The 24,960-nt window shown below is 31.6% G+C and carries 29 protein-coding genes; all 29 read left to right on the plus strand.

Features of this window, described 5'->3' with window-relative positions; translation table 11 throughout:
- Positions 1 to 3: 3 nt before the first annotated feature.
- From mtnA to OB7_RS00580, 29 genes are read left to right on the plus strand one after another with little or no spacing between them, the layout of a single operon-like run.
- On the plus strand, positions 4 to 1,044 hold the full coding sequence (mtnA, locus tag OB7_RS00440) for an S-methyl-5-thioribose-1-phosphate isomerase (RefSeq protein WP_012579614.1): 1,041 nt from the start codon (positions 4 to 6) through the stop codon (positions 1,042 to 1,044).
- 5 nt (positions 1,045 to 1,049) lie between these two features.
- Positions 1,050 to 2,330, plus strand: coding sequence for a serine--tRNA ligase (gene serS, locus OB7_RS00445; protein ID WP_114702208.1), 1,281 nt, complete (start codon positions 1,050 to 1,052; stop codon positions 2,328 to 2,330).
- Positions 2,331 to 2,358: 28 nt separating this feature from the next.
- Entirely contained in the window at positions 2,359 to 4,200 is a 1,842-nt protein-coding gene (dxs, locus tag OB7_RS00450; protein WP_114702209.1) for a 1-deoxy-D-xylulose-5-phosphate synthase, read from the plus strand.
- On the plus strand, positions 4,175 to 4,504 hold the full coding sequence (locus OB7_RS00455) for an Asp23/Gls24 family envelope stress response protein (protein WP_004104284.1): 330 nt from the start codon (positions 4,175 to 4,177) through the stop codon (positions 4,502 to 4,504). The genes dxs and OB7_RS00455 overlap by 26 nt, the downstream gene beginning before the upstream one ends.
- 16 nt (positions 4,505 to 4,520) lie before the next feature.
- Complete coding sequence (locus OB7_RS00460; protein ID WP_114702210.1) at positions 4,521 to 6,134, plus strand: DAK2 domain-containing protein; 1,614 nt, start codon at positions 4,521 to 4,523, stop codon at positions 6,132 to 6,134.
- 9 nt (positions 6,135 to 6,143) lie between these two features.
- Positions 6,144 to 6,551, plus strand: coding sequence for a SoxR reducing system RseC family protein (locus tag OB7_RS00465; RefSeq protein ID WP_012579610.1), 408 nt, complete (start codon positions 6,144 to 6,146; stop codon positions 6,549 to 6,551).
- Positions 6,548 to 7,318, plus strand: coding sequence for an alpha/beta hydrolase (locus tag OB7_RS00470; protein WP_004104265.1), 771 nt, complete (start codon positions 6,548 to 6,550; stop codon positions 7,316 to 7,318). The genes OB7_RS00465 and OB7_RS00470 overlap by 4 nt, the downstream gene beginning before the upstream one ends.
- A gap of 4 nt (positions 7,319 to 7,322) precedes the next feature.
- Positions 7,323 to 7,760, plus strand: coding sequence for a flagellar assembly protein FliW (fliW, locus tag OB7_RS00475; RefSeq protein ID WP_114702211.1), 438 nt, complete (start codon positions 7,323 to 7,325; stop codon positions 7,758 to 7,760).
- 10 nt (positions 7,761 to 7,770) lie between these two features.
- On the plus strand, positions 7,771 to 7,992 hold the full coding sequence (csrA, locus tag OB7_RS00480; protein WP_114702212.1) for a carbon storage regulator CsrA: 222 nt from the start codon (positions 7,771 to 7,773) through the stop codon (positions 7,990 to 7,992).
- A 9-nt stretch (positions 7,993 to 8,001) separates the two neighbouring features.
- Positions 8,002 to 8,292: an Asp-tRNA(Asn)/Glu-tRNA(Gln) amidotransferase subunit GatC gene (gene gatC / locus OB7_RS00485; RefSeq protein ID WP_249030974.1), complete on the plus strand. Its 291-nt coding sequence runs from the start codon at positions 8,002 to 8,004 to the stop codon at positions 8,290 to 8,292.
- A 9-nt stretch (positions 8,293 to 8,301) separates the two neighbouring features.
- Positions 8,302 to 8,751: an SsrA-binding protein SmpB gene (smpB, locus tag OB7_RS00490; RefSeq protein WP_004104260.1), complete on the plus strand. Its 450-nt coding sequence runs from the start codon at positions 8,302 to 8,304 to the stop codon at positions 8,749 to 8,751.
- Between the two features lie 15 nt (positions 8,752 to 8,766).
- Positions 8,767 to 9,489: a deoxyribose-phosphate aldolase gene (gene deoC / locus OB7_RS00495; protein ID WP_114702213.1), complete on the plus strand. Its 723-nt coding sequence runs from the start codon at positions 8,767 to 8,769 to the stop codon at positions 9,487 to 9,489.
- 4 nt (positions 9,490 to 9,493) lie between these two features.
- A complete protein-coding gene (gene glgD, locus OB7_RS00500; RefSeq protein WP_114702214.1) occupies positions 9,494 to 10,609 on the plus strand; it encodes a glucose-1-phosphate adenylyltransferase subunit GlgD in 1,116 nt (371 codons plus the stop codon).
- 11 nt (positions 10,610 to 10,620) lie between these two features.
- Positions 10,621 to 11,859: a glucose-1-phosphate adenylyltransferase gene (locus OB7_RS00505; protein WP_114702215.1), complete on the plus strand. Its 1,239-nt coding sequence runs from the start codon at positions 10,621 to 10,623 to the stop codon at positions 11,857 to 11,859.
- 12 nt (positions 11,860 to 11,871) lie between these two features.
- Positions 11,872 to 12,861: a DUF4899 domain-containing protein gene (locus tag OB7_RS00510; protein ID WP_004104255.1), complete on the plus strand. Its 990-nt coding sequence runs from the start codon at positions 11,872 to 11,874 to the stop codon at positions 12,859 to 12,861.
- A 12-nt stretch (positions 12,862 to 12,873) separates the two neighbouring features.
- A complete protein-coding gene (locus OB7_RS00515) occupies positions 12,874 to 13,872 on the plus strand; it encodes a 2-C-methyl-D-erythritol 2,4-cyclodiphosphate synthase (RefSeq protein WP_114702216.1) in 999 nt (332 codons plus the stop codon).
- A gap of 13 nt (positions 13,873 to 13,885) precedes the next feature.
- Entirely contained in the window at positions 13,886 to 14,491 is a 606-nt protein-coding gene (locus OB7_RS00520) for a hypothetical protein (protein ID WP_004104253.1), read from the plus strand.
- Positions 14,488 to 15,273, plus strand: a complete 786-nt coding sequence (gene rsmA / locus OB7_RS00525; protein ID WP_114702217.1) for a 16S rRNA (adenine(1518)-N(6)/adenine(1519)-N(6))-dimethyltransferase RsmA — start codon at positions 14,488 to 14,490, stop codon at positions 15,271 to 15,273. The genes OB7_RS00520 and rsmA overlap by 4 nt, the downstream gene beginning before the upstream one ends.
- Positions 15,274 to 15,301: 28 nt before the next feature.
- Positions 15,302 to 16,216, plus strand: coding sequence for a methionyl-tRNA formyltransferase (gene fmt / locus OB7_RS00530; protein ID WP_114702218.1), 915 nt, complete (start codon positions 15,302 to 15,304; stop codon positions 16,214 to 16,216).
- On the plus strand, positions 16,206 to 17,495 hold the full coding sequence (gene trmFO, locus OB7_RS00535) for a methylenetetrahydrofolate--tRNA-(uracil(54)-C(5))-methyltransferase (FADH(2)-oxidizing) TrmFO (RefSeq protein ID WP_012579598.1): 1,290 nt from the start codon (positions 16,206 to 16,208) through the stop codon (positions 17,493 to 17,495). Before fmt ends, trmFO begins: the two co-directional genes overlap by 11 nt.
- A gap of 17 nt (positions 17,496 to 17,512) precedes the next feature.
- Positions 17,513 to 18,784 carry a UDP-N-acetylmuramoyl-L-alanine--D-glutamate ligase gene (murD, locus tag OB7_RS00540; protein ID WP_004104249.1) on the plus strand — a complete coding sequence of 424 codons (1,272 nt, stop codon included), beginning with the start codon at positions 17,513 to 17,515 and terminating at the stop codon, positions 18,782 to 18,784.
- Positions 18,781 to 20,592, plus strand: coding sequence for a translation elongation factor 4 (gene lepA, locus OB7_RS00545; protein ID WP_114702219.1), 1,812 nt, complete (start codon positions 18,781 to 18,783; stop codon positions 20,590 to 20,592). The genes murD and lepA overlap by 4 nt, the downstream gene beginning before the upstream one ends.
- Positions 20,579 to 21,451 (plus strand): phospholipase D-like domain-containing protein, encoded by an 873-nt coding sequence (locus tag OB7_RS00550; protein ID WP_012579597.1) that lies wholly within the window; start codon positions 20,579 to 20,581, stop codon positions 21,449 to 21,451. Before lepA ends, OB7_RS00550 begins: the two co-directional genes overlap by 14 nt.
- Complete coding sequence (locus tag OB7_RS00555) at positions 21,426 to 22,439, plus strand: L-threonylcarbamoyladenylate synthase (protein WP_114702220.1); 1,014 nt, start codon at positions 21,426 to 21,428, stop codon at positions 22,437 to 22,439. The genes OB7_RS00550 and OB7_RS00555 overlap by 26 nt, the downstream gene beginning before the upstream one ends.
- Positions 22,436 to 22,966, plus strand: coding sequence for an ATP-dependent protease subunit HslV (gene hslV / locus OB7_RS00560; RefSeq protein ID WP_004104244.1), 531 nt, complete (start codon positions 22,436 to 22,438; stop codon positions 22,964 to 22,966). The genes OB7_RS00555 and hslV overlap by 4 nt, the downstream gene beginning before the upstream one ends.
- A 1-nt stretch (position 22,967) precedes the next feature.
- Complete coding sequence (locus tag OB7_RS00565; RefSeq protein WP_004104243.1) at positions 22,968 to 23,246, plus strand: DUF503 domain-containing protein; 279 nt, start codon at positions 22,968 to 22,970, stop codon at positions 23,244 to 23,246.
- Positions 23,243 to 23,827 carry a bis(5'-nucleosyl)-tetraphosphatase (symmetrical) YqeK gene (gene yqeK, locus OB7_RS00570; protein ID WP_004104242.1) on the plus strand — a complete coding sequence of 195 codons (585 nt, stop codon included), beginning with the start codon at positions 23,243 to 23,245 and terminating at the stop codon, positions 23,825 to 23,827. Before OB7_RS00565 ends, yqeK begins: the two co-directional genes overlap by 4 nt.
- Positions 23,824 to 24,504: a hypothetical protein gene (locus tag OB7_RS00575; RefSeq protein ID WP_004104240.1), complete on the plus strand. Its 681-nt coding sequence runs from the start codon at positions 23,824 to 23,826 to the stop codon at positions 24,502 to 24,504. Before yqeK ends, OB7_RS00575 begins: the two co-directional genes overlap by 4 nt.
- A gap of 4 nt (positions 24,505 to 24,508) precedes the next feature.
- Positions 24,509 to 24,955, plus strand: coding sequence for a hypothetical protein (locus tag OB7_RS00580; protein ID WP_004104238.1), 447 nt, complete (start codon positions 24,509 to 24,511; stop codon positions 24,953 to 24,955).
- Positions 24,956 to 24,960 lie beyond the last annotated feature (5 nt).

Raw genomic sequence — 24,960 nt, forward strand, 5'->3', positions numbered from 1 at the left:
GATATGAAATTGAAAACTATGACTATGGAATGGACTGGAGATGAATTGATTTTAATTGATCAGAGGAAAATACCACTTGTTGAAGAGTATGTCAGTTGCAAGTCATATAAGGAAGTTGCTGTAGCGATAAAAGATATGGTTGTAAGAGGTGCTCCTGCTATAGGTGCTTCTGCAGCTTTTGGATATGTTCTTGGAGCAAGAGAAATGTTTGTTGAAGATTTTAATGCATTTGTTAAAAAAATGGAAGAAGTAAAAGAAGTTTTAGCAAATACAAGACCTACAGCGGTTAATTTGTTTTGGGCTTTAAATAGAATGGAAGATTCATTAAAGAAATATGGAAAAATAGAAGGTATTTTAGAATATCTTGAAGAAGAAGCTATGAATATTGCAAAAGAAGATATTGAGGTAAATAAGGCAATTGGTAGATATGGTGCAGAACTTTTAAAAGATGGAGATACTGTATTAACTCATTGTAATGCAGGTGCACTTGCAACGGTTGATTATGGTACAGCTCTTGGAGTTATAAGAGCGGCTGTTGAGCAAGGAAAGAAGATAAAAGTTTTTGCTGATGAAACAAGGCCATATTTGCAAGGGGCTAGACTTACTGCTTGGGAATTGATGAAGGACGGAATAGATGTAACATTAATAAGTGATAATATGTCTGGCTGGTCAATGAAACTTGGTAAAATAAACGCAGTAATTGTTGGTGCTGATAGGGTAGCTGCAAATGGTGATGTTGCAAACAAGATAGGAACTTATATGGTCGCTGTTTTAGCAAAAAGGCACGGAATTCCTTTTTATGTAGCTGCACCAACGAGTACAATTGATTTAAATACAAAAACTGGTAAAGATATTCCTATTGAAGAAAGAAAGCATACAGAGGTTACACATTGCGGTGGAAAACAGATTGCACCAGATGGGGTAAAAGTATTTAATCCTGCATTTGATGTTACAGATGCAGAGCTTGTAACTGCAATAATAACTGAAAAAGGCGTAGTTTATCCTCCTTACGAAGAAAATTTAAAAAAGTTGTTTGAGGAGTGATTAAAATGATTGATGTTAAATTATTAAGAAAAAATCCTGAAATATTTTATGATGCTTTAAAGAAAAGAAATATGGATACAGAAATTATTGCCAAAATTTTAGATGTAGATAAAGAATGGAGACAACTCGTTGCAAAGGTAAATGAATTAAAAGCAAAAAGAAATGAGTTTTCTAAGTTGGTTGCAAAGGCAAAGGCTGAAAAGGATAATGAAAAAGCAAGCAAATTAATAGAGGAAAGTAAGAAAATAGGAGAAGAGATAAAGAAAATAGAAGAGCAAGAAAAACAATTAGAAGAAGAAATGCAAAATTTAGCATTAAATATTCCAAATATTCCAGCAGAAGATGTTCCATTTGGAAAAGATGAATCGGAAAATATCGAAATTAGAAGATGGGGAGAGCCTAGAAAGTTTGATTTTGAGCCAAAAGCTCACTGGGACCTTGGTCCTGAACTTTTAATGATGGATTTTGAAAGAGGTGCAAAATTAAGTGGTTCAAGGTTCACAGTTTTGTATAGCTATTTAGCAAGACTAGAGAGAGCCTTGATTCAGTTTATGCTTGATGTTCATACAAAAGAACATGGATATACCGAAGTTTGGGTGCCACAACTTGTTAAGAGAGATGCAATGCTTTGGACTGGTAAACTTCCAAAATTTGAAGAAGATGCATATTGTATTGAAAAAGATGATATGTTTTTAATTCCAACAGCTGAAGTTCCACTTGTGGCACTTCATGCACAAGAAATACTTTCTGAAAAAGATCTTCCAATAAAATATACAGCGTATTCTGCATGTTACAGAAGGGAAGCAGGAAGCTATGGAAAAGATGTTCGTGGAATGATTAGACAGCATCAATTTGATAAGGTTGAGCTAGTATGGATAACAACTCCTGAAAGATCCTTTGAAGATCTTGAAAGGTTAACACAGGATGCAGAAAGAATATTACAGCTTTTGGAACTTCCTTACAGAGTTGTTTCTTTATGTAGCGGTGATTTGGGATTTGTTTCTGCAAAAACTTACGATATAGAAGTATGGCTTCCATCTTACAATTCCTACAAAGAAATTTCTTCATGTAGTAACACTACAGATTTTCAAACAAGAAGATCTAATATAAGGTATAGAGGAAGTGATAATAAATTGCATTATGCACATGCACTTAATGGATCGGGACTTGCTGTTGGGAGAACTTTAGTGGCCATTGTTGAAAACTATCAGAACGAAGATGGAAGTATAACTGTTCCAAAAGTTTTAGTTCCCTACATGGGAGTTGAGAAAATAGAAGTTAAATAAGTTTTTCCAAAATTAAAGAGGTGATTAAGTGGATTATATTTCTTATATAAGAAGAATGGATTACGATGAGTTAGAAAATTTTGCAGAGCACATAAGAGAATATATTATAGATGTCATATCAAAAAATGGTGGCCATCTTGCGTCAAACTTAGGTGTGGTTGAGTTAACTCTTGCACTTTATAGGGTTTACAATCCCTATGAAGATTTCATTATTTGGGATACGGGGCATCAGACTTACACCCACAAGTTGTTAACGGGAAGATGGGATTTGTTTTCAACTATTCGAAGATTTAATGGTTTGAGTGGATATACAAACATTTTTGAGTCTTATGTTGATAGATTTGGTGCAGGGCATGTTGGAACGGCTATTTCTGCTGCACTAGGAATTGAGCAGGCATTGCGATTAAATAATAGCAGTGCAAATGTAGTAGTTGTTATTGGTGATGGTGCCCTAACCTCTGGTCAATCGCTTGAGGCATTAAATCAAATTAAGACTTTAAATTCAAAGATAAAAATAATTGTCAATAATAATTCTATGTCAATATCAAAAAATGTAGGTGCGTTATCTCACCTTTTTGACAAGCTTAGATCAAGCAAAGTATATTTAGAGACAAAAAAAACTCTAAAAAAATCTATGAGTTTTGAATTAAAGAATGAATTGAAACGAATAAGAGATGCTATAAAGGTTTCAATAAGTGGAGAAGATTTCTTTGAGGGGCTTGGTTTGAAACATTTTGGGCCTGTAGATGGTCATAATTTGAAAGAACTTGAAGATGAATTAAAAAGAATTAAAGATTATGATTATCCAACAATATTAACTGTTAATACTGTTAAAGGTAAAGGATTTGAAAATTCAGAAGTTGATCCTGAAAGTTTTCATAGTGCGGGTAAATTTGATGTTTCATCGGGAGTTTTCATAAAAAGTAAAGGAATAATTTCGTATAGTGAGGCATTTGGCAAAATGTTAACTAAAATTGCAGAAAAAGATGAAAAGGTTGTAGCAATTACCGCTGCCATGAAGAGTGGAACAGGTTTGAATGAATTTGCAAAAAGATTTCCAGAAAGATTTTTTGATCTTGGAATAACTGAGCAAATGTGCGTCACATTTGCTGGAGGAATGTCCACTTTGGGTTTTAAACCTGTGTTTGCTGTGTATTCTACCTTTTTGCAAAGAGGATTTGATCAAATAATTCATGATATAGCTCTACAGAATCTTCCAGTAATTTTTGCAATTGACAGAGCTGGTGTGGTGGGTGAGGATGGGCCAACCCATCATGGAGTTTTTGATATTGCATACTTGAAAATGATTCCCAATATGAAAATTTATGCGCCGATGGATATTCAAGATTTGCTTAATATAATGCATACTGTTTTTAAGTTTAATATAGATGGACCTGTTGCAATAAGATACCCACGTGATTATGAATTTGGAAAATTTGAAGAATTATATGATAAAATTAGATTGGTTGATTTAGATAAATGGCAAATTTTAAACGAAGGAAAAGATATTGCTATTATTGCAACTGGATATCCTACAAAATCAGCACTTTCCGTTGCAAAAAGAAATGGCTGGACCTTAGTATATGCAAGATCTGTAAAACCAATTGATACAGAAACTTTAAGTTGGGTTTTTGAAAATCACGAAGAAGTTTTTTCGATCGAAGAAGGAGTTATAAATGGTGGTTTTGGAGAGTCTTTGAGTAGGTATGGAAAGATTAGAATATTAGGAATTGAAGATAGATTCGTACCACATGGAAGTAGAAAAGAACTTTTAAAGATATTAATGCTTGATGAAGAGGGGATTGAAAATCAGATAAAAGGTGTTATTGAAAGGAGGAAGAATTATGAAGATTCAAACAGAACTTGGTGAACTTGATATTACATTAAATGCAATCAGAAAATTAGTATATTTTGCAATTTTAGAGACCTACGGTCCAGTAAGTATTTCATCAGATAGCTGGTTTTCAAAGCTACTAAGTAGTGAGGAAAGTAGAGTTAAGATTCAAGAAGATGAATTTGGACATGTTAAAGTTGATGCCTATGTGGAGTTGGAATATGGCACAAAAATTTCAGAGGTTGGAAGGAATATTATAGAAAATGTGAAACATAAACTTCAAAATTTAGCTGGCTGTGAAAGTGTTGAAGTAAATGTCCATGTTATAGACGTGAAATAGTAAGGAGGGTTATACATTGGATAAAATAACAGCCAAAGAGCTGAAATATTTATTTATGAAAGGTGCAGAAAATCTTTTAAAACATAAAGATGAGATAAATGCACTAAATGTTTTCCCGGTTCCAGATGGTGACACCGGGTCAAACATGTCATCAACTCTTTTGGAAGGTTGTAAATATCTTGAGAGTGTGGAAGATGAAAGAGCGGATAAGATAATAGAAGCTATAAGAAATGGAACACTGATGGGTGCACGGGGAAATTCTGGAGTAATATTGTCACAAATTTTTAGAGGATTTACAGATTATTTGAAAGGAAAGTCTGAAATAACGATAGAAGATTTTGCATACGCATTTAAAAGTGCAAAAGAAGTTGCATATGGTGCAGTTATGAAGCCAGTAGAGGGTACTATATTGACTGCTATAAGGTATTTGGCTGAGAATGTAGATTATTTAATTGACAGCAGTGATTTCAAAGAATTTTTCGAAAAAGTGCTTGAAGTTTTAGATAAGGCAGTTAAAGATACACCTAGTATGTTAAAAAAATTAAAGGAAGCTGGCGTTGTAGATGCTGGTGCGAAGGGATTATATTATATTGCTGAAGGATTTTATAAATATATACAAGGCGAAAAAGAAATAGATTTGAATATAAAAACTACAACAATGCCAGTAGAAGAAATCAATATAATTCCTGAAGATTTGAAGTTTCAATACTGTACTGAGTTGATAATAAAATCTTATGAGACTTTGGAGTCTGATAAGGAAGAGGAATTAAGGAACTTTTTGTATGAAATTGGAGATTCAGTAGTATTTTTCGTCCAAGATAGTGTTATTAAGTTACATGTGCATACCAATAACCCTGGAAATGTAATAGAAAAGTTCTTAACAGTAGGGGAATTGATGAAAGTTAAAATAGATAATATGAAAATGCAACATGAACATTTTGTTTCAAAAGAAGTAGAGCAAGAGAAAAAGAAAATAGGAATAGTAGCTGTGTCTCCTGGGGAAGGGATTTCAAGAATTTTAAAAGATTTAGGAGTTGATCAGATAGTTTTTGGTGGTCAAACAATGAATCCAAGTACAGCCGACTTGAAAGCGGCAGTTGAAAGTGTTAATGCCGAAAATGTGTTTGTTTTTCCAAACAATTCAAATATTATACTTGCTGCAAAGCAAGTTGCAGAAACTGTTAAAGATAAAGCTGTATACGTTGTTGAGAGTAAAAATGTTCAAGAATGTATTGCAGCATTGATTAGGAATATTCCTGATGAAGAGCCAGAAAAATTGTTTGAAGTTTTCAAAGAAGCAATTTTAGAAGTTGTAACTATATCTATTACTAGAGCGGTTAGAAATGCAAAATTAAAAGGTGAGAAGATAAAGAAAGACGAGTATCTTGTCTTTTTAAATAATGATTTTTCAGTACATGATATGGATTTTAGAATTGCACTTGAAAAGACGTTTGAAAAAATTGAAGATATTGAAGATAGGGAAATTGTAACTGCAATAATTGGAAAAGATGCAACGGCAGTAGAAATTGATATTTTTGAAAGTTTTATTTCAAAGATATATCCAGATTTAGAACTTGAAACATATGAAGGTGGTCAGGTACACTATCCATTTTTAATTTTGATTGAATAAGGTGATAATATGAAAGAATTATTTACTATAGCAAAAGTGGATGAGAAATATATTTATCTTGAGCGTGATACAAGTGGTTGTAGTTCATGTGCTATATCGGGTAGTTGTAATGTAAAGTCTGTGGAGCAATTAAAAGTGGAAAAAGATAATAAATTTGAATATTTTCCTGGAGATTTTGTTATTTTAGATTTAAAATATCGTCCGGCCTTGCTTGCCTTTCTTTTGTACGGACTTCCAGTGATACTTTTAGTTTTGGGAGTAAGTCTTGGGACGTATTTAAAACTTTCTGATTATTTTAGCTTTTTGATAGGTCTTTTATTTATGAGTGGAGCATTTGCAATATTTAGAATTTGGGATAAAAGATATAAACCAAAGATAGTTGATGTTAGACATGTAAACAAGGGGGGAGTGGGTTGATATATTCAATTAAAAAAGGTGAACCTAAAAAGGGATGGGTTGTTGTAGTTCATGGACTTGGAGAGCATATTGGAAGGTACGAAAAATTAATTGATGGCTTAGCTGAGAGGGGGTATGCTGTTCTTGGGTTTGATCTTCCTGGTCATGGGAGAAGTCCAGGAAAGCGTGGTCATACATCTATTGAAGAAGTTATATCTGTAATAAATGATCTGACTAGAGAAAATAATATAGAAAAGTTTCATATCTTTGGCCACAGTTTAGGCGGTCTAATTTCAATCAGGTACACCCAAGAAAACTTACAAAGAGTCAGATCTTTAGTAGTTTCTTCTCCTGCATTATTTCTTTCACCAAAGTTTTCACAACTATTGCTTTTAAATTTATTTAGCATAATTTATCCAGCGCTTACGTTAAGAAATGGAATAGATCCAAAAGATTTATCCAGAAACGAGGAAGCTGTTGAGAAATACATAACTGATGATCTTGTACATGATAAGATAAGTATAAAACTTGCAAAAAGTTTATTGAAAAATGTGAAATTAGCCCATGAAAAAGTTGGAATTATTTCTGTACCGACTATGATGCTTGTTGGTACTGCGGACAAGGTTACACCACCACAGGGTAGCTATTTATTTTTCAATAATTTACAGCTTATGAAGGAAAATAAAAAATTAGTTAGATTTGAAGGAGCTTATCACGAAATATTTGAAGATAATGAATGGTCTGAAGAATTTTACTTTACGATCTTTGAATGGTATGAAATGAGGTGAAAAGTTGAAATATAATACTAGGTTAGGTGAAATTGAGATAAATGAAAATGAAATAATAACTTTTGAAAAAGGGATTCCTGGTTTTGAACACTTGAGAAAATTTTCTGTAATCTCATTAAAAGATACTTTGCCAATACTTTGGCTTGTATCTCTCGAGGATGAAAATGTTTCACTTCCAATAATTGATCCATGGATTGTTGATAAAAATTATGAGATTGAAATTTCTAATGAAGATATAAAGGAGCTTGAGATAGAGGATAAAGAAAAGGTTGCTGTATGGGCTGTTTTAACTATACCGTCGGGTCATCCAGAAGAAACTACAGTAAATTTAAGAGCACCAATAGTTATTAATATGGAAAAAGGAAAAGGAAAACAGATCATTTTAGACACGGAAAAGTATAAAATAAAACACAAACTTTCGGAGTTTTCTTTTCAAGAATGAGGTGATTTAAGTGCTTGTTTTATCAAGAAAAATAGGTCAGAGCATAATAATTGGTAATGATATAGAAATTAAAATCTTAAGGATAGATGGAGGAGAAATAAAGATAGGAATAGAAGCTCCAAAAGATGTTAAGGTTTTAAGAAAGGAATTATATGAGGAACTTTTGAAAGAAAATAAAGAAGCAGTAAAATTTGATATAAAGAATTTACCGGGGTTTTTTAAGAAAAAATAGTACATGGAGGTGTTTGACTTGAAAATAGATGAAAAGTTGATTGAAGAAATTGCAAAATTAGCAAGACTGGAAATTGAAAATAAGCAAGAATTCATTAATGAAATGCAAAAAATAGTTGATTATTTTGAATTGTTAAATAACGTTGATACAGAATGTATTGAGCCAATGTATACTCCTTTAGAGTCTAGTGCATCTCTTAGGGAAAATGGTGCTGTTGATTTTGAAAATGTAGAAGGTATAAGGGAGAATTTTCCTGAAAGAGAAGGTAATTATCTAAAAGTTCCAGGAATACACAAGTAGGTGAAGCATATGAAGGTAATAGCTACAAACAAAAAGGCATATTCAGACTACAATATTTTGGAAACATATGAAGCTGGAATTGAACTTAGAGGAACAGAGGTTAAAGCTTTAAGGGAGTCAGGAGCAAATTTTAAAGACAGCTTTTGTCGAATTAAAAATGGAGAGGTTTTTCTTTTAAATTTGAATATCCCACAATATAGAAATGGCAATTTAAATAACCATGATCCAGAAAGACCTAGAAGATTACTCCTTCACAAAAAGGAGATTCATAGGCTTATTGGTAAAGTTAAGGAGCAAGGGCTTACCATAATACCTACAAAGATTTATTTTAATTCAAGAGGATTAGTAAAAGTTGAGATCGCTGTTGCTAAAGGAAAGAAAAAGTATGATAAAAGGGAAGATATTAAAAAGAGAGAAATTAATAGAAAAATAAATGAATATTTAAAAAGAAATAGGTAAAGGAGTGTGAAAAATATGGATATAAAAAAAATTGTGGAGGAAAAAATTAGAGAGTTTAAAGAAAGCTACAAGTTTGAATTAAAAAACATAGAAGTTAAAGATGTTAATAAATACATTGAACATACAAACTTAAAGGCCACGGCAACTGAGGAAGATATTTTGAAGTTATGTGAGCAAGCAAAGGAATATAACTTTAGAGGTGTATGTGTAAATCCTTCGTTTGTACCTCTTGTTAAAAAACAATTAGATGGAACGGATGTTAAAGTAGTTACAGTTATAGGTTTTCCATTGGGTGCAACATCTACAAGAGCAAAGGTTGAAGAAACAAAAGTTGCAGTTGCAGATGGTGCTGACGAAGTTGATATGGTAATTCACATTGGTTATCTAAAGCAGAAAAATTATGAGTATATTTATAACGACATTAAAGCAGTTGTTGAAGCTGCTAATGTTCCTGTTAAGGTTATTATAGAGACATGTTATTTGACTGATGAAGAAAAGGTTGCAGCATGTGTGATTTCTAAAGAGGCTAGCGCAGAATTTGTTAAGACATCTACAGGTTTTGGAACAGCTGGAGCAAAGGTTGAAGATGTAAATTTAATGAGATGGGTTGTTGGAGATAGTATGGGGGTTAAGGCATCGGGCGGAGTAAAAACATATGAGGATGCAGTAAATATGATAAGGGCAGGTGCAAATAGTATTGGAACAAGTTCGGGAATTAGTATAGTTAAAGGTAGGTGATATATTGAAAGTATTAGGCTTAATTCTTGCAGGGGGAAAAAGTGAGAACCTGGGAAAGCTAGTTTACAAACGTGCAAGTGCAGCCCTACCTATAGCTGGAAAATATAGAGCAATAGATTTTACTTTGAGTAACATGGTTAATTCTGGAATTATAAAAGTAGGGGTTCTAACGCAATATAACCCTAGAAGTTTAATGGATCACCTTGGTTCTGGTAAAGAATGGGATTTAGATAGAAAAAAAGGTGGTTTATTTATTTTGCAACCTTATATAGGTTTTTCTGGTGAATATTGGTATAAAGGTACTGCAGATGCAATATTTCAAAATATGACTATACTAAGACGTGGGGAAGAAGATTATGTATTGATAGGCTCAGGAGATCATATTTACAAAATGAATTATAGCGATCTTTATATGTATCATTTTTCAAAAGGTGCAGATATAACTCTTGTAACAAAAGAGCTCGATGATACGTACGATATAAGTCAATATGGAAGTGTCGTTGTAGATGAAAATATGAAAATTACTCAATTTTATGAAAAAGTAGAAAATCCTCCAACTAGAAGGGCATTTTTGGGGATATACTTTATTAACAAACACCTTTTAATGGAGTTGCTATATTCTACGGTGCCTAATGGAGGAAACGATCTTTTACTAGACGTTATATTACCTCGACTTGATGAACTTAATGTATATGCATATGATTTTAAGGGATATTGGAGAAATATTAAAAAAGGTATTGATGAATATTTCAAAATAAATATGGATATTATTAATGATAGGAATGTAAGGGAAGAATTGTTTTATCAAAATGGTAAAGTGTACACTAAATTAAAAGATTTTCCACCTGCAAAATTTACATCTAATTCCGAAGTTATAAACTCTATAGTTGCAGATGGAAGTATTATTTCAGGTAGTGTGAAAAATTCTGTTCTTTTTAGAGGAACTATTGTAAAGGCTGGTGCAAAAATAGAAAATTCGATAATTATGCAAGGTACAGTAATTGAAGAGGGTGCTGTTGTAAAGAATGCTATACTGGATAAAGATTGTCATGTTAGAGAAGGTCAAGTTATAATTGGTGAAGATGAATTAGTGGTACTTGAAAAGAGGACTATAATATAGGGGTTGATAGCGTGAAGAATGTTGTTGCGCTTATTTTAGCTGGTGGTCAAGGTACAAGACTTGGAGTATTAACTGAAAAGATAGCAAAACCTGCTGTTCAATTTGGAGGGAAATATAGACTTATTGATTTTACATTAAGTAATTGTGTTAATTCAGGAATTTATAAAATTGGAGTTTTGACACAATATAAGCCACATCTTTTGAATCAGCATATAGGAATAGGTAAACCTTGGGATTTAGATAGAAAAGATGGTGGAGTAACTATTTTGCAACCCTATTATACTGAAAAAAAAGGTGTTTGGTATAATGGTACAGCAGATGCTGTTTATAGAAATATAGAATTTGTAGATGATTATAATCCAGAATATGTTGTTATTTTATCAGGGGATCATATCTATTCAATGGATTATAATGAACTGCTTGATTATCATAAAGCTAAAAGTGCACTTGCAACTGTTGCTTGTATGGAAGTTCCACTATCAGAAGCTAGTAGGTTTGGTATAATGGTTACTGATCTTGAAAATAGAATAATAGAATTTCAAGAAAAGCCTAAACAGCCTAAATCTACACTTGCTTCATTAGGTATTTATGTTTTCCAGTGGAGTTTTATAAGAGAAGTATTAATTGAAGATGCGAAAAATGATCAGAGTTCTCACGATTTTGGTAAAGATATCATTCCAAAGATTATTCAAACAGAAAGAGTTTTTGCATTTCCATTTGATGGTTATTGGAAAGATGTAGGAACAATTTATTCATACTGGGAATCTAACTTAGAACTTACAAGGCCAATACCACCTTTCAATATTCATGATGAAAATTGGCGTATTTATACTCACTCTAAAGAAATGCCTCCTGCTTACATAGCAGATAGTACAAAAGTTAAAAATTCACTTATTAGTGAGGGATGTGAAATTTACGGTGCTGTTTCAAATTCCGTTCTTGCACAAGGTGTGGAAATTGGGAAAGGTTCAGTTGTTAAAAATTCAGTTATAATGAGTAATGTAAGAATTGGTGAAAATTGTTATATTGAAAATGCTATAATTGCTGAAAATGTAGTTATTGGAGATTTTGTAAAGATTGGAGTTGGAGAATTTGCAGAAAGTAAATTAAATAAAAAGGTTTACAATTCAGAAATAACCGTCATTGGTATGGATAGTATTATTGAAAGTAAAGTTGAAATTGGTAAAAACTGTGTAGTTGGAATTGATAAGATTGTGAATAAGAATTTAAATTCAGGTGAATATATATAGGGGGTTTAATGAATGGACCTATATTTTGTTAAGGTAAAAGGAAGAAGTAAAGCTACTGCGGAAGAATTTGTTGGCTTTCTTTTTGGGAAAGCTAATAATGCGCCGGATTTTGATTTTTTGATGGTACCACTTAGATTTTCTGAGCAACTAGAAGAGATAGACTTAAATGATAATATTTTAGATTTTAAGGAGAAATATAACAAGTTAAAAAATGAACTGATGAAAGAATCAGTCGTTGAGGATTTGACAATTTCTTTTAATTCATTTTTGAATACAATTTTTAATAAAAGAGGGAAAATTGCTGTAGGTGTTGAAATTACGGCTGCAGTAAAGGAAAATGACATGGAACTTTTAAAAGTTATATTATCCGGTTTAATTGAAGAATGGTCTCCAAAACCTGACTTGGAGGTAGTAGCAGATGGTTTAACGCTTGAGGAATATTCGGCTTATAACGTTCTAGATATGAAAGAAGACTTTGAAGATGTAATTGTAAGTGACTTGTATAAAAGATCCGACCTTGAAAAGCTGCCAGAATTTTTCCCTGTTATTGATCCAATAGGTGGAGAATCAATTACTAAATTTGACGTGGGAGATGTTATATATGTAGTTCCTGTGGATATAAATAAATTGGAGGAAAAATTAAGGCAAAAATATCCAAAAAATTTTGGCGAAGACAATAAAGTCTTACCATTTCCTGCAAGAATTTTGGCTAAGGAAATGGTTCCTACAAAAAAAGGATATTTGTATTTATGTAAAATAGACCTTGGCGATGAAATTTATGGAAAATTTGTAGTAAGTCCTTCATTTAAATTGTTATATGATGAAAATGTTTTGATAGAGAAGCAAAAAAATACAGAAAAGGTTTCAGAACATAAAGTAAAAATAGTAAAACCTGCTAATTTAAATGTTCCTGGCGGTTCTGAGCTTTTCTGGGCATTTATAACTACTATGATATTCTCTGGGCTTTTGATTATAATACTTTACTTTCTAAAGATACTATAGGAGAGTGTATTAATGAAATTTACGACAATTAACGAAGATAATTACATAGATTGCGCTAAATTCATATATGAAGAAAAAAAAGAATACTTTGATTATTTATTTAAAAAAGATGCCTTTGAAATAATTAAAAAGGCAATACTTTTTAATATTCCTCCTTTCTTAATGGAAAATTCACTTGTAATTGAAAGTGATGAAGGAAAAATTTTAGGTGTTCTCCTTTATGCTTCTAAAAGTGCTTTTAGGCACAGATATGAAAAGTGGATTAAAATTTTAGGATTGAAAGTTTTGGGTACAGGTGTTAAATTAGCATCTATAATAGGTCAAATTTTGTTGAATTTTTCAGTAGATGATGTATATATTATTTCTCTTTCTGCACAAGATTTTTACTTGGAATATGAGCTTTTATATAGATTTGTAATATCACATGATTATAACAGAATTTTGACGGATGTTACAGAAGGATTAATTGAAAAGTATAAAAGAATGGGATTTGTTGTGGAGAAGGGGTTGGATAATAAGATATTTAGAATGTATAAAAAATCAAAATTGAATATTGCAAGTGGAATAGGATGGGATACCCATCCTATAAAAAAAGATCGAAAATTAATTTTAGGTGGTGTAGAGATAGAATCAGATATAGGGCTTGATGGTCATTCGGATGCAGATGTTTTGATTCATAGTATTGTAGATTCATTTGTAGGTGTTTCACTGAAAAAAGATATAGGTGAACTTTTTCCAGAAAAAGATGTTCCAAAAGGTATAAGTAGTGTTTTTATTCTTGAAAATGTTCTAAAGAGTATGAAAGAAAATGGTTTTTTTCCAGAAAGCGTTGACTGCGTGTTAATTACCGATTTTAGACTTGGAAAGTATAGGGCTGAAATTTCAAAAAATCTAGAAAAGATTATTAATTGCCCTGTAAGTATAAAGTTTAAGACTGGAAATAATGTATATCCGGAAACTAATCTCAAAGCAATGACTGCAATGTGTGTGAGCAATATTATATCTATTTAGGAGCGTGAAATGTATGAGAAGATTAAGCGTATTTTTGATTTTATCTATATTTATACTTTCTTTTTCAAGTGTGTATAACATAAAAATTGGTGAAACGTCGTTTGGAACTTCTGTACTGATTAAAGTTGATCCACAAACCTATAGAAGTATATCTACGATAGATTATGGAGTTGTATACACAGTTGACGCTACAACTGTATATGACGGCTTATGGTTTAAAAGTTATGTGGCTGCTTTTACTGTTGATGGAAGTTTTACTGGAGTTTTAAAAGCCGAAAATAATGGAAATGAAATTAATTTTGTTTATGAGACTAGATATGGTTCAAAGACAAGTTATAAACTTTCAGGTGGAAAGTTTGTTATACTTGATAACAATTTTATTTTGGCACATATTGAAAGGCTATTAGAGTATCCTATACCTTATTTTCAACTTGTTGTACCACAGTTAATTTTTAATCCTTCAAAGACAGAATTTGCAACTGGACAAGCAAGTTTAAAGAAAAATGGAGAAATTTTTGAAATAAAATTTCAAGACGAGAGTATAAAAATAAAATATGAAAATGGGAAAATAATAAGTCTTGAGTATCCCGGATTTGTAAAGGTGGAGTTGAAAGAGTGAAAATTGCTGATTATTTAAGGCAATATAAATTAAACTTAAAAAAGTCACTGGGGCAGAATTTTCTTACAAATATGGAAATTGCAAAGAAAATAGTAGAAAGTGCAGATATTCAAACTGGTGAGACTGTTCTTGAAATAGGTCCCGGCGCTGGAACGATTACGGAACTTTTGATTAAAAAAGGAGCAAATGTTGTAGCGGTTGAAATTGACAAAAGATTAACTCCCATTTTGGACAGGTTTAATGAGTTTGAAAATTTTAAAATTTATTATCAAGATTTTTTAAAATTTGATATGAAGCTTCTGGGAGAAAATTTCAAGGTTGTTTCAAATATACCATATTCAATAACGGGAATGATAATAAAAAAAATACTTTTTTCCAAGTTTTCAACAGCTGTTTTAATGGTTCAAAAAGAAGTTGGAGATAGATTATTAGCAAAGCCCGGTGAGGATAGAAGTTTTTTAACTGTTGTGGTTCAAACATTTACAGATATTGAGAAAGTATTACATGTTTCAAAAGGGAATTTTGTTCCACCACCTCAAGTTGATAGTGTAGTATTAAAATTTACCCGTAAGGAAAATATTTATGAAAAATATAATATAGAAGAGTTTTGGACTTTTGTATCAAAATGTTTTGAAAAAAAGCGAAAAACTCTTTTGAATAATTTGAAAGGTTTTGTCAAAAATTTGGACTGTTTTTCGGAATTTGATCTAAAATTGCGTCCACAACAGCTTTCAAACGATGATTTCTTAAAACTTTTTGAAAAATATAAAGGATGCAAATAGCATCCTTTTTTATTGAAGGAGGTAAGCTATGAGAATACTATTTTTAGGAACCCCTTCTTTTGCAAGTGAACATCTTGAGTTTTTAATAAAAAATAATTTTGATGTTGTAGCAGTTATTTCGCAACCTGATAAACCAAAGGGGAGGGGTAAAAAGGTTCAACCTACTCCAGTAAAAGAGGTTGCACAAAAATATAATATTCCTGTCTTTCAACCAACAAAACTTACAAGTGAGGGACTTTCGATTATTGAAAGATATAAGCCAGATCTAGGAATTGTAGTTGCTTATGGAAAACTTTTAAAACCTCCATTTTTAAATGCAATTCCTTTTTATAATATACATGCTTCGCTTCTTCCAAAATACCGAGGTGCCGCACCAATTCAAAGGGCGTTAGAAAATGGTGAAAGTGTAACAGGAATTACTATTTTTAAAATTGGTGAAGGGATGGATGATGGACCTATTGCTTTGAAGAAAGAAATAAGTGTTGGTGAATTTGAAACATTTGGTAGCTTGTATGAAAAACTTTTAAGTCTTGGAAAAGAGGCATTGTTGGAGTTTTTAAATAATTATCCTCCTAATCTTTATCCACAAGAAGGTGAGCCAACTTATGCGCCAAAAATTTCAAAAGAAGATTTGGAATTAGATTTTTCTGCTGATTATATGACTGTAAAAAATAAAATCAGAGCATATGATCCTATTCCTGGTGTTAGGTCGGTTTTGAAGGGAAAGATAGTAAAACTTTTCCAAGTCTTTTATGTTGAAGCAGATGAAAATATAAAAGAATATGGAAAGGTGCTAAAGATAAATAATGAAGGTGGATTTATTAGTGCAAAGGGTGGAATTGTAGGGATTAAATATATTCAGTTTCCAGGTAAAAAGCCTATAACTTTTCTTGATGCGAAAAATGGAGGGCTTGTAAAAGAGGGTGACAAGTTTGAGAGTTAATATTGTTGGGGCTGGACTTGCTGGTGTTGAAGTTGCATATAAATTATTGAGGGAAGGATTTAAAGTTAGAATTTTTGAGCAAAAACCTGTGAAGTTCTCACCAGTACATAAAATGGAGACTTTTGGGGAACTTGTATGTAGCAATTCTTTAAAGTCCGAAAGTTTAAAAAATGCTGAGGGGATATTGAAAGAAGAGATGAAACTTCTTGATTCACTAGTTTTGAATTGTGCATACAAAACAAGAGTTCCTGCTGGAAAAGCATTAGCTGTTGATAGAGAAAAATTTTCACAATGTATTACAAAAGTCTTAGAAAGTTTTGAAAATATTGAGATAGTAAGAAAAGAAGTTGAAAAAATAGATCTAGATACGAATGAAATTTGGGTAGTTGCAACTGGGCCTACTACAGATGGAAAATTTGCGCAATGGCTTTCTAAGTTAACAGGTGGATTTTTAAACTTTTTTGATGCAGTTGCACCAATAATTTCAAGAGATAGTATTGACTTTAATAAATGTTTTGTAGGCGATAGATATGGTGTTGGAACAGGAGATTATATTAATTGCCCTATGACAAAAGAAGAATATGAAAGATTTTATCGTGAATTAGTTAATGCTGAAATGATTGAAATGAAAGACTTTGATAGAAAGCTTCTTTTTGAAAGATGCCAACCAATTGAAGAGATAGCAAAAAGTGGCGAAAAATCTTTGTTATTTGGACCACTACGCCCGGTTGGATTAGTAAATCCACACACGGGAGAAATTCCTTATGCAGTTATACAATTAAGGAAAGAAGATGAAGAAGGGAATATGTATAATATTGTTGGATTTCAAACGCGTTTGAAATGGTCTGAACAAAAAAGAATAATTAGGCTCATTCCTGGGCTTGAAAATGCAGAGATTTTAAGATACGGTGTTATGCATAGAAATACGTATATTGATACTCCAAGAGTTTTAGACGAATTTTTAAGACATAAGAAATATAAAAATATATTCTTTGCAGGTCAAATCACAGGTGTTGAAGGATATTTAGAATCTGCAGCTTGTGGTATATATGTTGGTTTAAATATATCTAGAATTTTAAGTGGGAAGGAACCTGTAAAATTACCTCCTAAGACCATGATGGGTGCATTAATTAATTATATTACAAAAGCTGATGAATTAAAACCTATGTATGCAAATTTTGGTTTAATAAACGTTAAGATGAAGAAAAATGAAAAGAGAGAGAAACTTCATGAAATATGTATAAATGAAATGAAAAATTTTTTGAATATGCTAAAATAAGATAGAGGTGATTGATTTTGAAATATACACTACTTGGTTTTGGAATTAGTAATAAGGAAATTTTGAAATATCTTTTAAAAAAAGGAGAAAGAGTTTTTGTAAGTGAAGGGAAAAAATTAAGTGAAGTTGATAAAGAGTTTTTGAATTCTTTTGGTGTGGATTTTGAAGAAAATGGTCATACTGAAAAAGTATTAGATTCGGATGTTATCCTTGTTAGTCCTGGAATACATTTTGAGAATGATATAATCAAAAAGGCAAAGGAAAATAATATAAAGATAGATACGGAAATTTCTTTTTGTTTAAAAGAATTTGAAAAGATAAATTGGTTTCCTTATGTTATTGCAGTAACTGGTTCAGTGGGAAAGAGTACTACTGTATCTATGATTCAGCATGTATTAAACAAGTATAAAAGAACATTGCTTGCTGGAAATATAGGAATTCCTATAGCAAAGTTGTTGAATGATGATTTAAGAGCTGATTATTTGGTCTTAGAAGTGAGTAGTTTTCAACTATTTTGGTCCGATAAATTCAAACCTAATATATCTTCGATTTTAAACATTTATCCTAATCATTTGAATTGGCACCCGGAAATGAGTCACTATATAAATTCGAAATTTAAAATAACACTTTCCCAAGATGAGAATGATTTTTTTGTTTATAACCCTAATGATGAATATATAGTTAAGAATCTTGGTAAAGTTAAAGCAAAGAAAGTTCCATTTAAATATGATTTTGAAATACATCAACTTCCAGAGCATTTAAGGTATAAACAAACTATTGAAAATGTAGCGGCTGCAAAGACTATTGTTGAAGTTGCAGGATTTGAATTTAATATAGATTTTTTGGAAGATTTTGAAAAGTTACCACACAGAATGGAATATGTTACTGAAATAAATGGAGTTAAATTTTTTAATGACTCAAAGGCAACTAATGCTGCTGCAGTAATAAGGGCAGTTGAAAATTTTGATGGAAAGCTGCATCTTATAATGGCTGGAATTGGGAAGAACGAAGATTATACTTTATTACGAAAAGTTCTGAAAAATTCTGTAAAAACTGTGGCTTTGGTTGGTCCAATCGCAAAAGATGTTAAGCCATATTTGGATGGGATTAATTTTATGGAATGTTCAAGTATAAATGAAGCTGTAAATCAATTATTTAGAATAGCAAATCCTGGCGATGTAATTATGTTAAGTCCAGGAGGTGCAAGTTTTGATGCATTTAAAAATTTTGAGGAGCGAGGAGAATATTTTAAGCAACTGGTGTTTCAATTAAAGGAGGGAAAATCTTGAGGAATGTAAGAAATATAAGTATTATTGCACATATAGATCATGGAAAAACAACATTAACGGATAGAATTTTAGAAATAACGGGTGCAATTGAGAAAAGAAAAATGAGAGAGCAGTTTTTAGATAGTATGGATATTGAAAGAGAAAGGGGAATCACTATAAAGTCTCACCCCTTAAGAGTTTTTTACAAATCCAAGAAAGATGGAAAAGAGTATGAAATAAATATAGTTGATACCCCTGGCCACGTAGATTTTTCGTATGAAGTTGATAGGAGTCTTGCAGCAGTTGAAGGTGCAATATTACTAGTTGATGCATCACAAGGTGTTCAAGCCCAAACTGTTGCTAATACCTACAAAGCATTGGAGCATAACTTGGAGATAATTCCAGCCATTAACAAAATAGATCTTCCAAATGCCAATGTTGCTGAAACAGAACTTGAAATTGAGGATTTAATAGGTATACCAAGTTCTGAAATTTTGAAAATTAGTGCAAAAGAAGGAATAGGTGTTGAAGAGCTACTAGAAGAGATTATTGAAAAGGTTCCCGCACCAAGTGGTGATGAGGACGGAAAATTGAAAGCATTAATATTTGATGCCAAATACGATAAATACAGAGGGGTAATAGTTTATATTAGAGTATTTGATGGTAAAGTTTCAATTGGGGATAAAATAATGACGTTTTCAAACGGTCAAAGTTATGAAGTTATCGAGACTGGTGTATTTACTCCTGATATGACCCCTGTAGATGAACTAAAAGCTGGGGATATAGGGTATATAATTGCAGGTATAAAAGAAGTTTCGCTTGCAAGAATTGGTGATACAATTACCAATGCAATCGATCCAGTTGAAGAACCACTTGAAGGTTATAAAGAGGTTAAACCTATGGTTTTTGCTGGGATGTTTCCTGGAGTCCCAGAATATTACGAAGAACTTAGAAAGGCCCTAGAAAAATTAAAATTAAATGATTCGGCTCTTGTCTTTTACCCGGATCATTCACCAGCTCTTGGATTTGGTTTTAGGTGTGGTTTTTTAGGTTTGTTGCATATGGATGTTGTTAAAGAAAGACTTGAAAGAGAGTTTGAAATGACCGTTATATTAACAGCTCCAAATGTTGAGTATAAGGTTTTATTGAAGAATGGTGAAGAATTGATAGTAAATGATCCTGCAAAATTCCCAGATGAATCAACTATACAAGAAGTATATGAACCTTACGTAAAACTTTCGATTATAACGCCACCTGAATATCTTGGAAGATTGATGAATCTTGTTCAAAATGAAAAGCGCGGAACAATGATAAGTACTGAAAATGCTGGTTTTGAAAGAGTTGTTTTGAATTTTGAAGTGCCTCTTGCTGAAATAATATTTGATTTCTTTGATAAAATGAAAGCGTTGAGTAGAGGATATGCATCTATGGATTATGAGTTTATAGGTTATAGGAAAAGTGATCTGGTTAAGGTTAGTATATTGGTAAATAAAGAACCAGTTGAGGCTCTTTCTATAATCGCTCACAAAGATAAAGCGTATTCAATGGCAAGAAAGTTAGTTGATAAATTAGCAGAACTAATTCCACAGCATCAATTTGAAATTCCAATTCAGGCAAAAGCTGGAGGTAGAATTATAGCACGTTCTACAATTAAAGCTTTAAGAAAGGATGTTCTTGCAAAATGTTATGGAGGAGATGTTACAAGAAAAATGAAATTACTACAGAAACAAAAAGAGGGAAAGAAAAAATTGCGTGAGATTGGAAATGTTTCGATACCTCAGGAAGCATTTTTAGCATTATTAAAGGTTGGAGAAGATGAAAATAAGTAGCGTTTTAATTATTTTCCTTTCTTTAGTAGCATTTTCAGCTAATATTTATTTTACAGAATTTGTTGATTTAACGGATATTGTAATTGATTTTATAAATAATTCTAACAATTTTCTTTATGTTTCTTCCTACAGTTTGGATAATTATTATGTAGTTGAAGCAATAAATAGATTAAGTGAAAAAGGATTGGATGTTAGGGTTATATTAGAAGTTTCAAACAAGGATTTAAAATGTAAGGTTTTAAAAGATTATGAAAAATCTCTTCATCACGCAAAATTCATGGTGAATGACAATGGCGTAATTTTTGGCTCAGCAAATTTTACAGATAGCGGGCTTTTTGAAGGATACAACGATATAGTTGTATTTGAGAAAGATAAGGTAGAAGATTTTAAGAATTTATTTTTAAATTTATGGAATGAAGGCAAAGTATCTGGATGTAAAAATTTTTTTGTTGTGGGTTATGATGATGTAGAATCAAAACTTTTAGAGTTCATTCAAAGTGCTAAGAAAAGAATCTATGTATGTGTGTACGCGCTTACCAATCAGAAAGTCTTTGCTCTTTTAAAATACAAAGAATCACGTGGAGTTGAAATAAAAATAATTACTGACAAATGGTTTAATAACTCAATTTTAAAGAAATATCCTATTAGAAATATTGTTATTGTAAGAGATAAAATGTTGCATCATAAATTTGTGATAGTGGATAATTCAGTTTTTTTAGGTTCGGTTAATATCACCGTAAATGGTCTAACAAAAAATTTTGAAATGGCATATATTTCAAATCAGTTTTTAAACAGCTATTTGAAGGTTTTTGATTATCTTTGGAGGAGATACAGTGAAAACAAAGATATTGAAGATTGATCCATTAGATTTTAATGAAAAAGATTTAATAGAAGTATGTAATGTGATAAAAAGTGGTGGACTTGTTGCGTTTCCTACAGAAACGGTTTATGGTCTAGGTGCAAGTGCGTTTGAAGAAAAAGCAGTTGACAACATTTTTAAAGTTAAAGGTAGGGCAAAGGATAATCCATTAATAGTTCACGTAGATAGATTTGAAAAACTTTTAGAGATTGCAGAAGTAGCTGAAAAATATTTTGAAGCGATAAATAAGTTAACACCTGGGCCTGTTACATTTGTATTGAAACAAAAAATAAACTTGCCAAAAAATGTTACGGCTGGGCTTAAAACAGTTGGAGTTCGAATTCCTGCACATCCTGTTGCAAGAAAATTATGTAAATGTGCTGGCCCCATAGCTGCACCTAGTGCAAATTTATCAGGAAAACCAAGTCCTACGGATTCTCAAGCAGTTATTGAAGATCTTTTCGGGAAAATTGATTTTGTTATTGATGCTGGAAATTCAGAATTTGGGCTTGAGTCTACAATTATTGATCTAACATCTGAAATTCCTATCGTATTAAGACCTGGACCTATAACAATAGAGCAACTTGAATCGATTTTTGGAAAAGTTGAAATCCCACAGTTTGTAATTGATGCAAGTTCTGTTGAAAATCCAAAAGCTCCTGGTATGAAATATAGGCATTATGCGCCAGAAAAACCAGTGTATAGGTTCAATAAAGTTCAAAGAGAGAAAGTTATAAAGAAAGCATTAAGTGAAAATGGTGTTTTTATATGTCCTGAAGAACATAAAAAATTTTATCCTGATGATCGTATAATGATCCTTGGAAAATTATCAGAACCTTATTCAATTGCTCAAAATTTGTTTAAAGTGCTGAGAGAATTTGATAGGTCTAATTTCAATGTTGCTTTTATAGAGGCTTTTGAAGAAAAAGGAATATTATTATCAGTCATGAATAGGTTAAAAAAGGCAAGTGTGGAGGTGGAATTGTGAAATGGCGTTCGACTACTGTGGTGTGTGTTAGAAGGAATGATTCGGTTGTTATGATTTCAGATGGACAAGTTACATATGGTAATACTATTTTAAAGGGAAATGCTAAAAAAGTTAGAAAGATGGGAGATGGTAATGTTCTTGCAGGTTTTGCCGGTTCTGTTGCGGATGCAATGGCGCTTTTTGATAGATTTGAAGCAAAATACAGGGAATGGGGAGGAAATTTATTAAAAGCAGCTGTAGAGCTCGCAAAAGATTGGAGAACTGATAGAGTCTTAAGAAGGTTGGAGGCAATGCTTCTTGTAGCAGATAAAAAATACACTTTTATAGTTTCAGGAACAGGTGAAGTTATTCAACCAGAAGATGATATTGCTTCAATTGGTTCAGGTTCTCCATATGCAATTGCAGCAGGAAAGGCGCTTTTAAGGCATACAGATTTAAGTGCAAAAGAGATAGCACTTGAAGCAATTAAAATAGCAAGTGAAATATGTATATATACGAATGATAACTTTACAATTGAGGAGTTATAAGATGTCTGCTAGTTATTTGGAGATTACTTTACGAATATTTGGTATTAAATCTTTAAAAGAGAAAAGATCAATTGTTAAAAGACTAATAAATGATTTAAGAAGTAATTTTAATATTTCTGTTGTAGAAATTGCCGACCAGGATTCAAAAGATTTTATTACGTTGGGTATTTCTTTGGTAAGTATAAATAAATCTCATGCATATAAAAGTATTGAAAGTATTGTTGAGTATATTGAAAGGTATTATACAGTTGAAAATGTCTACAAGGAGGTGTATGATTGATAGTAGATATAGATGAAATAAAGAATGTAGTAAATTTGCTTGTTAGCAAAGATAGGCTTTTACATGTTGAAGGAACTGCAAAGTTTGCAAAAACTCTTGCAAGAGTTCATGGGTTAGATGAAAATATTGCAGAATTTATTGGATATGCACATGACATTTTTAGAGATATCAATCAAAGAAAACTTTTAAAACTTGCAAGAGGGTATAATTTATCTTTAACTGATGAAGAAAAATTACATCCAATATTGCTTCATGGCAAACTTGCTGCTGAGTTTTTAAGATTTAGATTTAATGTTGATGATGAAGAGCTTTTAGATGCCGTTAGATATCATACATCTGGTTATAAGAATTTTGGAATATATGGAAAGCTTTTATTTTTAGCTGATTCATTGGAAGAGACAAGAAACTATCCAAATGTTAATAAATTAAGAGAAATAGCATTTAAAGATATTGAAATGGGATATTTTGAGGTTCTTAGGAACAAGTTAATTTATGCTATTGAGAGGAATTTATTTATTTTAAAAGAAAGCATAGAATCCTGGAATGAATTGATAAGGAAGAGAAAGGGAGGTTCAATATGAGAAGAAGGAGAAGAAATACCGGATGGATTTGGATAGTGCTTACTTTAGTTATAATAGCAGGGATTATAGGAGCATTTTTTTGGAAAATTTATTCCGTTAAAAATAATGAGGAATTTAATCTTTCTTATGTAAGTCAATATTTGTTCATTGACAAATCCAATGAGGAAGGTTTTTATGTTGTTGTTAATGGTTCAAAAAGAACAGTCAATATTTTAAAGATAAAAAATCACACATTTGATCCAGAAAAAAAACAGGAAATTAATTTTTCAAGTCCAATACTTGCTTTAAAAATACTTGGTGAAATGTTCAATGTAGATTCCAATTATAAATATTATGTAGTAGTTGACACTGGAAAGATTGCAAGTGCTGCAAAAAAGCTCAATGTAAATGCAAGTAGTTTTGATGAATTATTTAATGTATTGAGTGAGAGAGGATTAAAAATATTTGATTTCTTTAAATTGAATTCGATTTTAAAAGAATTAAGGCCTGAAACTACTTTAAATGCTCCTTCAATCGCTAAGTTAATTTATTCCCTTGGCAATTTCAGTGTAAGATTTAAAGATATTCCAACACTAACCAAGCGTCCTTTGAGTATAACAGTTGGAGATAGTACATTTGAAAGGATTTACATTGATACAGAAAAAATTCAGCAGTTAAAGAATGAAATAGGGGGATGATTTTATGAAAAAGTTATACTTTTTCTTGTTAGTTATACTTGCATCTTTAGCTTTTTCTTTTGATTTTGAACCATATGCTGGATGGAATGTTACAATAGATTCTTCAAATACTAGCAGTTTTTATAGTGTCTTTTTAGATTTTCCACTAACTGTAAATAATGATACAGAATTTGGGATATCTCTTGGTTATATAGGAACAAATAATTTTGTATTACAAAGTTTTGGAAAATATAATATTAAGACATCGTTTGGTATTTTTACAACTTATGGAAAAGGTGGGGCAGTGTTTTCTAGTGATTTTAAACTTAATTCTATTGGCTATTCAGTTTTGGCTGGAGTAAGGTATTATTTTAAAAACTTTTTTGTGGGCTTTTCATATGCTGTATATTATATTGAAAATGAAAAAATTGGGACAATCCCTTTAGAGATTGGTTATAAAATAGAATTTTAGGGAGG

The organism is Thermosipho africanus Ob7 (assembly GCF_003351105.1).
GTDB classification, from domain to species: Bacteria; Thermotogota; Thermotogae; order Thermotogales; family Fervidobacteriaceae; genus Thermosipho; species Thermosipho africanus.